We start from the raw sequence: 11,409 nt of genomic DNA on the forward strand, positions 1-11,409 counted from the left end.
GGGGCGGTAGCCGCGCCCGCATACTCCCCAGCACGCACCGTCACGATATCTGGTGAACCGTCAACGGACGGCAGGTCGACGGCAGCGATCTTCGCATCTGCCAGCTCTTCGGCGGCAATCACCTTCTGCGCTTCGGCGTCCAACGTGTACGTGTCGCCCTTGCGTAGTCCGCTGGTCAGCACGCCCGTTCCCGTGGAGGCGTTATAACGCAGGGTGTCACTCTTAACCGTGGCATCGCCGCCCGTGAACCGAAGATCGGTAGCGTAACCGACACTCGGAATCCAGACATCGTCGTAGTTCTCGATAGTGAAGGTGATGTTGTCACGCTCGACCGGAGTCACGAAGGTGGGCTTCGGCAACTGTCGACCCATCAGTTCGAACGAGCCCGACCCACTCGCCGTCGACTCTGGACCGGTCACGTTCCAGAGCTTGCCGGTGAAGGTGTCGAGCGTAGCGAGCCTGATCGTATCTCCCACCTGCAGGCCCCGCACGGTGAACAACAACTCGTCGGTGACCTGCTTCGTGTAGTGCCGAAAACCCGACAGTGGGCTCGGGTAGTCGAGCGGATCGAACGGCGGCGTGATCTCGTCCCGCAGCACGAATCGCTGGTCGTTCGGCGGAGCCGCCCAGAACCCCGCCGCGCCGCCCAACAGCACAGAGCCGGCGACGATCACCGCGGTACCCGCGATCTTGCGGTTGCGCAGCATCGTCGAGCCTGCCTGCGCGACCGAGTTGCCCTGTCGGCGCCAGCCCAGCCAAATAATGGCAAGCACCCCAAACCCGATCCCGCGAATGCCGGACTGGTACGGCTCGCCGGTCCCGATCAGGATGCCCGTGACGTACAGCACGATCGGTGCGATCAGCGTGACGCCGAATCGCCAGGCGGTGCGTGGTCGTCCCGCGAGCCAGCGCGCCGCGAGCAGGGTCGAGACCAGCGCGACAACCCAGGTGGAGAAGTAGGGAACGACGGCGATGTACTGCGGCGCTCCGATCGGCGTCGAGAGTGTGACGATGTCGGCCCAGCCGAAGACGGTGCCCTGCGCCAGGCTCGCCAGGGACTGGAGGCTGGGTAAGATCACCAAGGTAGCCTGGCCGGGCACGGCCAGTGGGGTACCAACCAGGAAGTAGGCCACGACCGCGGCAAGCACGGTGGTGATGACCCCGAGCCGAAAAAGTGGGGTCAGGATGCCGGTGGCCGCTCCCAGCACAAGCCCACCGATGGCGGCGAGCAGGAATCCATAACCACCGAACGAGGGCTCGAACCCGATGACGCCGAGTGAGGTGAGAACCAGCAGCACGGCGATGTCGGCCCAGGTGCGACCCGCCAGCTTCCGGATGCCCACACCAGACGGCCGCCGAGTGGCAGGGTCGAGCGTCGCCTTTGTCACGAGCTCAGGCCCCTGACGAGGCTTGGCAGGTCGTGCAGGTCGCCGACAGTGATAACGGTGAGGCCGGCCACAGCGCCGAGCTTCGGATGCGCGCCGTGGTTGACATGGAACGCGACCTGGCTAGTGTCTGAACCGAAGAGCGACTGCACGCTGCGGAAATCAGCCGTGGTCATCTTGGAACCACCGACGATGATGACCACACTCGGGTTGGCGAGGCGCTTGGTGCGCTCGCGCGCGAACTCGCGGATGCTGGGGAACAGTGCGCCAACCGGTTCGATGCGGCACGAGGCATCCAGCATGGAGACGACCGTCTGGGTCTTCCACATGCCACTCTCGCTGACCACGTTCATTTGGGTGCCGTCGCGAATGATCTGGGCTGCGATCGAGGCTGTCACCGAGATGGCCAGTTCGAACTCTTCGTCAGAGGCGTACAGGTCACGTCTGGTGCTGTGGATCATGGTCACCTGCGAGCGGCGCGTCTCTTCGAACTGGCGAACCATGAGCTGCCCGATGCGGGCGGAGGTGCGCCAGTGCACGTAGCGACGGTCATCGCCCGGCACATATGGCCTGAGCGCGTGGAAGGCGATGTCGTTATTGGTGATCTTCTTCGACACCTGGCCCTCAAGGTCGCGCACGAGACCTGCGGCGGAGGGCGCCAGGCGAATCGTCTTAGGATGCACGAACAGGTCGACCGCGTCAGCCCATTTCAGCGCCCGGCGCAGCAGGCCGATCTGGTCGCCGCGCACGGATTCGGCGGGGCCCGCCACGATCACCGCGCGCTTATTGGTGGGAACGGCGAACAGCTTCTCCACCTCCTGTTTCGGTGTCATCGCCGGCAGCTGGAACTCGGCAATACCGACACCCACGGGAAGTTCCATCCGGGTCGGCTGCAGGTTCTTCGGCCCCGTGTTTGTGACCAGAATGCGCCCCATGGCGCGATCCCCCACGACTACGCGTCGAGGGTTCAGCTCGATGATGACGCCATAGGATGCGCGGCCGTAGAGAAAGAGGCAGCAGACGAGAAACGCAGCCAGCATGAGGGTACCGAGGTAGGTGAACTCCTGCCAACCGAACGCGAAACTCAGGCCGAGCGAGATGGCGGCGACCAGCAGCACAAGCCAGCCCGTTGGCGTGATCACAGCGACCACCGGCGTCACGACGCGCCAGATAGCTCTCACAACGGGAGAGGTCACGGCCCACACCACTCGCAGGGCGCGCCGAATCCTGCCGCCCGCTGCCGCGAGAGTCGCAGGCAGGCGGTCGAGGCGCTCGGCGAGGGTCGTCATCTGTGGGTCGGTATCTAGGCCGCGCGATACGCGGGCGGCTCGATGTCGACGAGGATGCGGTCGATGATGTCGCCGGCCTTCACTCCGGCAAACTCTGATTCGGCGTCGAGCACGAGGCGGTGGGCCAGCACGGCGCTGGCCAGGTCGCGAACATCATCCGGCGTTGCGTAGGTGCGACCCTGGGTGATCGCCCAGGTCTTGATCGCGCGAGATAGGGCCATGGCGCCACGCATGCTCACACCGAGAGTGACGTCGCGGTTCTTGCGCGTCGCATCCACGATGTTGCTGAGATATTGCATGACCGATTCGTCGACGAACACCTCAGCCGCGAGGGCCGCCATCGCGATGATCGACTCGGGCTTGATGATCGGTGAGACGAGGGAGGCCCGTGCACGGTTCGCCGGATCCATCAACAGCGCGACCGCCGTCTTGCCGTCCGGGTAGCCGAGACTCGTCTTGATCAGGAAGCGATCGAGCTGGGCCTCGGGAAGCTTGTATGTTCCGGCCTGCTCGATCGGGTTCTGGGAGGCAATCACCATGAACGGCGCGCCGACGGAGTGGCCTTCGCCGTCGATGGTGACGACACCCTCCTCCATGACTTCAAGCAGCGCGCTCTGAGTCTTGGGGCTGGCGCGATTGATCTCGTCGGCCAGCACGATCGAGGCGAAGATCGGCCCAGGATGAAACTCGAATTTGCCCTTGCCCTGGTCGTAAATCTGGACACCGGTCACGTCTGAGGGCAGCAGGTCGGGTGTGAACTGGATGCGGCTGGTCGAGCCATCGAGCGTGTTCGCCAGCGCTTTGGCCAGCACCGTTTTACCTGTGCCGGGAAAGTCCTCGAGCAGCACGTGCCCGTCGGAGATGAGCGCGGTCAGCACCAGGCGGATCACGTGGTCTTTTCCGAGGATCGCCTTGTCTACGTTGGCGATGAGTTTCTGGAAGGCGTCGGCGAACCAGGTGGCCTGCTCCTGAGTTACTGGCACTGTTCTTCTTTCTGTGATCGGGGATCTTGCAATATTCGACCTGCCGCTGGCACCCTAGCCACTGCATAGCCCGATGTTGCGGTACGGGGTGTCCGTGTCACTGGCTTTCACATATCCAGCACCTCCATCAGGATTGAACGGTCCGAAGAACCACCACACACCGTTCCGCACACCCCTGCACAGTGCCAGTATTCGCTGTCCACTGTTGTAGTAACCGGAACAGGTATCGATGTAGTTGTAGAAGTTGTAGTCGTTGAGGATGCACGCGCCGTTGACGACAATCGATACGTTCGAGTCCGGGGGCGGCTGTGGGCCCACGCTCGCGTTGGATGTCCCGCTGGAGGCCCCTCCACCAGCGTTGTTGATCGCACGAACCGCGATGCCGTAGCTACCCTCGGCGAGCCCGCTTCGCGAAAAATTCGTACTGCTTTGTCGTTGCTGGACGTTGCCGTTGTAGGTGACCTCGTACATCAGGTTGTCTGTTATTGCCGGGCCGCCCCCTACAGCCGGCCAGCTCCAGGTGATCGCACCATCCGGCGCGGTGCCGTCATTGACGGTGGCGGTCGGTGTGCCTACCTGCGGCGGCGTGGTTTGGTTGTTGATCTGTGCGCTGTTTGAGCCCCCTGGTGGCCCTGACTTTGCGCCGCTGTTTGTCGCGAAAACACTGATGGTGTAGCTACCGGCAGGCAGATTCGCCTGGGTCGAAGCGGTCGTTCCGGTCGTGGATCCGGCGTAGCCGTTGCTGAAAGTCCAGAAATAGGTGGTCGTTCCACCCGTGGAACCGACCGCTGGCCAGGATGCGTTCACCACTCCTGATGGTGCCCACGCACCAGCCCCAGTCGAGGGAGCCGCGACCGTGGGCACGGGGGCGACCGGCGTTCCATATGGCGTCACTTGGTCACTGGGATTCGACCAGCTGCCATTTCCGTTTTCATTGGAGGCGCGAACGTCGAAGGTATAGGGAGTTCCGTTGCTGAGCCCGGCGATCGTGCACGGTGCTCCTGCCGCACATCCCGCGGTGATGCCGCCAGTCTGAACGGTGCGCACATCGTACGAGCTGATCTCTTTCCCATTCGTGCCGGGCGCCTGGAATGTGATGGTCGCAGCCCTGTCGTCACCGATCGCCGCTGCGATAGCGGGCTTAAGCACCTGGGCGGGTACGTCGGTCACCGTGAATTGGATGAGGCCCTTGACCAGGCGATCTTTGTCTTTCGTCGCATCCTGAATGGTGTATGCGACTTCGATGACCATATAGGGCGGTGTCGAGTTCGGAGTCACCCTGATCTGCGTGCCGGTGAAGGTGATGGTGCCGACGTTTTCGGCGTTGGTGATCTTCGCATCCACGAGTTTCAATGGTTCGCCGGTGGTCTGGTAGGGGTTGGAGTCGTTGGTCAGTGGATCCATCACGAATGTGCCGACGGGCCGCTTGGTTTCGTAGGCGTCAGCCACCGCGACAGCCAGCGGCCGGGTCGAGCCGACCACGGTGACCCTAATGGTGCCGGGAACTGTGAACCTGTCCCAGCGCAGCGTCACGTCGACCGTGAAGGTGGCGCCCTTGGGTGAATCGCGGGGCACGCTCAACGTCAACCGCGAGCCACTCAGTTCGGCGTTCAACGCTGAATCCGATGGGGAGACACCCGAGTAGGTGACCTGTTGCAGGATCTGTGGGTTTTGGTGCGCTGTCGACTCTCTCAGATCGATCGTCGTCTTCTCGCCGAGCTCAACCTGGACGCTCGGGGTGGTGAACTCGGGAGGCGTATCCCGGAATTCCGGATCCCCCACAACGATCGGCAACGTCACCGTCGAGGCCAACCCCTTGGGGTCGTTCTTCGAATCTCCGTCGGAGACGGTGAAGGTGACGGATGCCGGCCCGCGATAGCCCAGCGCGGGCGTAAACGCGACGGTGCGATCGTCGACGAAGCTGGAATCTCCGTTGCTGCGGATCGAACTGACGGAGCTTTTATCGTAGATGTGCACGTCACGGCCCGACGGCGCCACGATGATGTCAGAAAGCTTCCACTGGCGAGACTCGTTCATGCTCACATACTGGGCGGGAAGGTTGGGGTCGAGCATAGGTGGCTCATCGAAGTTCTTGTCGACGGCGGCAGGCACGAGGATGAACGCCATGGCACTCAGCTCGTCCCTTTCGTTTGTGACCCGGTAGGCAATGGCCTGCCGTGTCGGGCCCGGGGTAATTTCAATCTGTCCGTTGCGCTCCAGCAGAGTCGCGGCGGCAGCGTTCGGGCCGTCGAGCGACACGACGAGGTCTTTAGTTTTGCCCGAGGGATTGAAGGCATAGCCGTCGAAGATGTTCACGGTGATGTTCTTCTTGCCCGCGATGTCTTTGGTGAGGATGGGAACATCATCGGCTGACGGGGGCAGCAGCGGCGCATCCGGGGTCACCGTCACCAGCACGTAACTCATGGTCTTGCCGCCACGGTTGTTAGTCAGCTCATACCGCAGCGAGAATGACTGCTCAGTCTTGGGGGCAGTGATCACGAGGTACTGGCGCCCGACGACCTCGGCATCGATACCTGCGGGCACATCGATGAGTTCTTTCGATACCTTGATGGGCGAGCCCTGCGGGTCTGAGTCGTTGGCCATCAGGTCGACCTGGGCGATGCGGCCGGGTCTGACCGAGACGCTGTCGGGTGCTGCGTTAGGTGGTTGCAACTCAGAGGGCTTTGGGATGACGGCGATCTTGACGGTCGCCTCGCCGGTAGCCCCGAACGCGTCGTAGACGCGGTAGCTGAACTCGTCGGTGCCGACCGCGGCCTCCGACGACTCGTAGATGAAGAAATCGTTGCCGACCTCTTTCAGAGATCCGAGCGTGGGGTTGCGCGGGAAGTTGAGGAGCTGGGTGGAGTCGCCGTCAGGATCGACCCCGTTCAATGGCACATCGATGCGGATCGAGCCGCCCGCGAGCACCCGGCCGACCAGCGGATCAGGGACTGGATCGCGGTTGGCTTCCTCGTCCAGTGGCGTGACGGTGAAGATCGCCGTGGCCGCCGCGGTCTCGCCGAAGGAGTCGAGCACGCGATAGTCGACTCTGTACTCGCCCGGGATGGCGGGTGCCTGGAAGCGCAGCCTGTTCTTTGCCACGAAAGCGATGCCATCCGCGGGCGCGGTGATCAGGGCGGTGTCGAGGAACATTGTCGAGGCATCCGGATGCGTGTCGTTGGTGAGAACGTCGAGCGTGATGACGTCGCTCGCACGGACGGTCGCTGCATCATTGGCGGCGATCGGCGGCTGGTGCTTCGTCAGCGCGGGCACTGGCACTACCGTCACCCCGGCTGTCGCACTGGAGACACCATCCGAGATCGTATACGTGAAGTTCACCTGCTCCGTCAGGGCGGCAGGTGAAGTGATGCGCACCAGCGTAGATTCCAACAACTCCACAACAAGCCCTTTCGCCAGCACCTCCGGCGGCACACTCACCGACTGCACCGCCAAAATTTTGCCCGTCGGGCTCACATCATTCGACAGAACTGATACGGAAACCGGCTCATTGCCACGCAGGTAAGCAGTGTCCTTTACCGCTACCGGCGGCCTGCTCTCATCGGCGGGCTTGTCTTTAACGTCGATGCGGATGATGCCTACGCTGGTGTTCGCCCCGGCCTGCAGCGAGTATTTCATGTAGAAAACGCCAGCATTCGACGACGAGAAAGTGACCTGCCCACGGTCGGAGTTGAAGGAGGCCACCGCTCCGCCGGTGGGCTCATCCATCCCCATCAGAGCCAGTTGCGCGCCCGACGGTGACAGGTCGTTGCCCAGCGGTTCGATGACCATGGTCTCGTTGGCGAAGGCGCTGGCGAAGTCTGGGGTGCCCACCGGGTTCAGTGTTCCTGTCGGTTCTACTGTGACCGTGAGAGTGCCCGCCACGGGGGTGCCGCTGCCGTCGCTGACCTGGAACTGCACGTCCTTTTGGCCCAGTTCAGAGGTTTGGTGGGTGAAAGTGATGAAACCATCGGGGGTGAATCTGACTAGGTCCGCCGACTTTGGGCTCGCGCCGATCAGGTACAGGTCGTAGCCGTCGGGGTCACGCCAATCCGAGAGCACGTTGTAGGTGATCGTCTGGTTTGCCTCCACCGCCACCCCCGGGAGGCGCACCGAATACGGAGGCTGGTTGGCTTCCGTTGGCACCACCCGCGCCGTGACACTGGCCGAGGCGGTGCCGCCACGGCCATCATCCACCGTGTAGTTAAAGGAGATGGAGCCGATAAACCCCTCCATCGGAGTGAATTGCAGCGCCCGGTTGCCATCGATCGGATCCAGGCGACCAGTGGACTCACCGATCGCGTCGAACGCCGAGATGACCAGCACGTCACCATCAGGGTCTGAGTCGTTATCGAGTATTGAGAAAATGGTTGTACGGCCAGGACGCACTCCGAACTCATCGTCCTTCGCCGTGGGAGCCCTGTTGGTGTCGGTGCGCTCAGCAAGGGTGTCTTCGAATGATTGGATCGACGACTTTTCCTCGCCGACCTCCTCAGACTCCTCCTCCACCGGCGGCGTCACGTCATCCCAGTTATCGACGAGGCGCATGTTCTCACTCGGCAACCACACATTGCCGTTCGTCAGGTCATTCAGCGCGATGATCGTGCGATTCACCCGGAACTGGAGCACTCCCGCCTGGGTGGGCTCCGCGATATCCTGCGGGGCGGACTTCTGCCCCTCGCAGGCGAGCAGGTACTTCTGCTCAGCCCCCCACGCACCATGGGCGCAGCCATCCTGATTGACCGGGGTCGCCACACCGGCCAACTCCGTGCTGGTGCTATCAAAACCGGCGCTCACCGTCTCCGCGCTGCCTGAGCCCAGGTCGACCCGCACCAGCGCATCAGCAGTGGCGACTACGGCGAACGATGACTCGGGCCCGGTCTGCTGCAACTTCAACCCGGTGGCGTCGCCGATGCCGTACGTCTGGCCGCTCTCGGTCACGATCTCGTTCGTTGACTGGTCGAACGCCACGACCGTCTCACCGATAGCGGCGAGCTGAAACTCCCCCAGAGCAGGAAAATCCTTCATGGTCGGCGCTTCCGCCAGACTCGCGACGCGATATAGCTTCTTCTTCTCGGGCGACACCGCGACGATCTGTCCCTCACGGGTCACCGTAACATGAGCGCCCTCGCCGAGGTTCGCAATCGGCCGGCTCGACACATAGTTGAACTGCAGGTCCCCTACCGAGGGGATGCCCCACAGCTTTCCATCGGCCCCCAGTATGGCGATCACGCTGCCGCCGTAGGCGACCTCAGCCCCGACGGGCACATCGATGGCGGAGGTGACCTCGGTCGACGCGGGGTTCACCGACTCGACCCGGCCGGCATCCGGATCATGCATGAACAACGCGTCGCCATCCTGCATTACATCGAAGTTCGCGCTGGATGCGACAACCGACCCGTTCAATTCGTCGATCTGGCGATTGAGCCTGCCACCGAGAAGCTGCTCGCCATTGGTCACCCACACATCTCGAGAGGTGAGCTTCACATCAGAAATCGGGAACCCAGGATGAAGCGCGGCGATCGTCAGCGGAACCCCCACGACTAGCGCAATCACGAGTGCAGAGGCCGTCGACTTACGAGCTTTGACCCACCTCGTCAGCGCGCTCACACACCACTCCCGCGTTGATCGACCCCGACCCCACTAGCCCGATGGTGGGGATTCGTCGATAAATCTAACACGGCGCCACAACCACAACGATGGGCAGCGCTACCCATCTTCGGGGGTGGCGGCGGTCGAGTTCTCACGATCATTGCGCTCCAGCAAGAAGAGATCTTCTGTGCCAACCAGGTGGGTCGCCACCGCATATTCGACCAGGCGCAGGCGCCGGTTGGTGGCCAGGTTCCCCTTGCCTCCGCGCAGGCCCCGCACCCCGATTTTGTCGAGCTTGTCACACACATTGTCGAGCTTGCGGTTGAAGGTCGTCATCGACCAGTGCAGCCGAGCCGCAGCCTCAGCCGAGGTTGGAATTTGGCCGCGACCGGGCGAATCCTGCCTGAGCATCTGCTCAGCCAGCGCAACGATAAGCAGCCGCTGGGTCGTCGTCAGGGCTACCGGCGCCATCGTGGTCTCACCGCCACCTCCGGCGTTCGCCGCCGAGGTGTTGAAGTAGTCCTCCGGCGAGAAGACGGTGAACTCGTAGGTCGTGGAGCCCGCACTGAAGAGCACCTGCATTTGCGGGAACACGATGGGCAGTCGCGCGCCCGGCGCGAGCCAGGCCTGCACCTGGCCCGTGGCATCCGTCACTGTGGCAGATAACAGGGTGCCGACATTCGCCAGCCACCACATGCCGAAGTCCTCATAGATCCGCAGGAACCGGCGGTGCAGGTAGGGGTTGTCGTCGATGACCAGGTCGGATTCGCGCCCGATATGGAAGTCGTTCGGGTGGGCAACCTCGTACCATTCGCCGCAGAACTCGATCTTGAGCGGGCCGACCTGTGTGGGGGAACTCATGCGGGGTAGCACGACTCGTAGGGGTTTGCCGAGAGCTTTCCTGCGCGCGAAATACTGACCGTGACACACACCGTTGAGCCCGGGGCGTAGTCCGCAATGACAACAGAGTTGCCCTCAGCCTTCTGCACCGGCTCGTCAGCGGTGCGATTGCTGATCTGCCAGAAGAAGACGTCACCCTCCTTCGGGTCTGGGTTGGTAAAAGTGAAGGTGACCGTAGACCCGTCGGCGATCGGCAGGGCGGCGAGCTGCGGTGTTGGGATGCTCTCGATTACCACGGGTGGGGCGGTTACAGTCGAGGTCGGGTCGACCCCGCCGGTCGTGGTGGCGCCCCCGAACATGACACCGGCAGCAACACCGAGCACGACCACCAGTGCCACGCCACCGATAACCCACCCGGTCAGGTTTCCCCTGCGCGAGAGTGGCTGCGGTTTGGCCGCCTCGATCGCCGCTGCGGGAGGCATCCCGATCGGCTCTCGTCGGCGCACCACGGTCTCGTCGACAAGTTCAGCCTTCAGCAGTGGTGATGCGGCATGCTGCTGCGGCTGCGCGACTACCTTTTTTGCACCGCGCAGCATCGTTGCCTCGGCTTCTGCGGCCGGCATGCTGTTCTGGATCTTCGGTGCCACTACGACCGGCTGCGCCTCAATGGTCGAAACGCTTCGAACTCTGGTCTCGTTGTCGTCACCCTCGTCAGCGCGCACAGGAGCGGCGACTAGCAGGTTCGGCACATCGATGGTGGTGGGCGCATAACCGAGTTCCAGCTCGACCCGTTGCAGCGCCCTTGCAAAGTCAACGGCCGTCGCAAAGCGATCCGCGCGGTCACTCGCCATCCCCTTATTGAGCACCGCCAGCAGCGACCGCGGAATGTCATTGCGATCCATTGGCGTGATCGCCCCACGCTCGATGCGGCCGATGAGGTCGAGAGTGCCATTGGAGCGGCCACGCACCTCGAACGGGGTTTGGCCCGCGAGGATCGTGTAGATCGTGGCGGCCAGCGAAAACACGTCGCTGCGAACATCGGGCTGCGGGTCGTCTCCGAACATCTCGGGTGGGGACCAGGGCACACTCATGCCGACCGACTGGCCGGTGCCACCCTGTGTTCCCGTGTCGGTCAGCCCCGCAGTGATGGTCGTCGTATGCAGCGGCAGCTCCTCCTCGAGCGCCGACGAGATGCCGAAGTCGGTGAGAGCGGGCCAGCCATAGTCGTTGCTGAGCACGTTTGCCGGTTTGATGTCTCGATGCAGAATGCCCGCCGCATGGGCCGTGGCAACCGCGCTCGACAGGCGCACCCCCGTGCGAAGG

6 protein-coding genes are annotated in these 11,409 nt (G+C 63.1%); all 6 read right to left on the minus strand.

What is annotated here, in order from left to right; genetic code table 11:
- Nucleotides 1–1,388, minus strand: a 1,388-nt coding sequence (locus tag RMN95_RS10775) for a DUF3488 domain-containing protein (protein ID WP_397545281.1), incomplete at its 3' end; no start/stop codon positions are given.
- Nucleotides 1,385–2,674 (minus strand): DUF58 domain-containing protein, encoded by a 1,290-nt coding sequence (locus RMN95_RS10780; RefSeq protein WP_309616919.1) that lies wholly within the window; start codon nt 2,672–2,674, stop codon nt 1,385–1,387. The genes RMN95_RS10775 and RMN95_RS10780, both read right to left, overlap by 4 nt.
- 14 nt (nt 2,675–2,688) lie before the next feature.
- Nucleotides 2,689–3,657 (minus strand): MoxR family ATPase, encoded by a 969-nt coding sequence (locus tag RMN95_RS10785; RefSeq protein WP_309616920.1) that lies wholly within the window; start codon nt 3,655–3,657, stop codon nt 2,689–2,691.
- A gap of 54 nt (nt 3,658–3,711) precedes the next feature.
- Nucleotides 3,712–9,264: an Ig-like domain-containing protein gene (locus tag RMN95_RS10790; RefSeq protein WP_309616921.1), complete on the minus strand. Its 5,553-nt coding sequence runs from the start codon at nt 9,262–9,264 to the stop codon at nt 3,712–3,714.
- Nucleotides 9,265–9,363: 99 nt separating this feature from the next.
- Nucleotides 9,364–10,107: a hypothetical protein gene (locus RMN95_RS10795; protein ID WP_309616922.1), complete on the minus strand. Its 744-nt coding sequence runs from the start codon at nt 10,105–10,107 to the stop codon at nt 9,364–9,366.
- Nucleotides 10,104–11,409, minus strand: a 1,306-nt coding sequence (locus RMN95_RS10800; protein ID WP_309616923.1) for a protein kinase domain-containing protein, incomplete at its 5' end; no start/stop codon positions are given. The genes RMN95_RS10795 and RMN95_RS10800, both read right to left, overlap by 4 nt.

The organism is Salinibacterium sp. (genome assembly GCF_031364185.1).
Classification (GTDB): domain Bacteria; phylum Actinomycetota; class Actinomycetes; order Actinomycetales; family Microbacteriaceae; genus Rhodoglobus.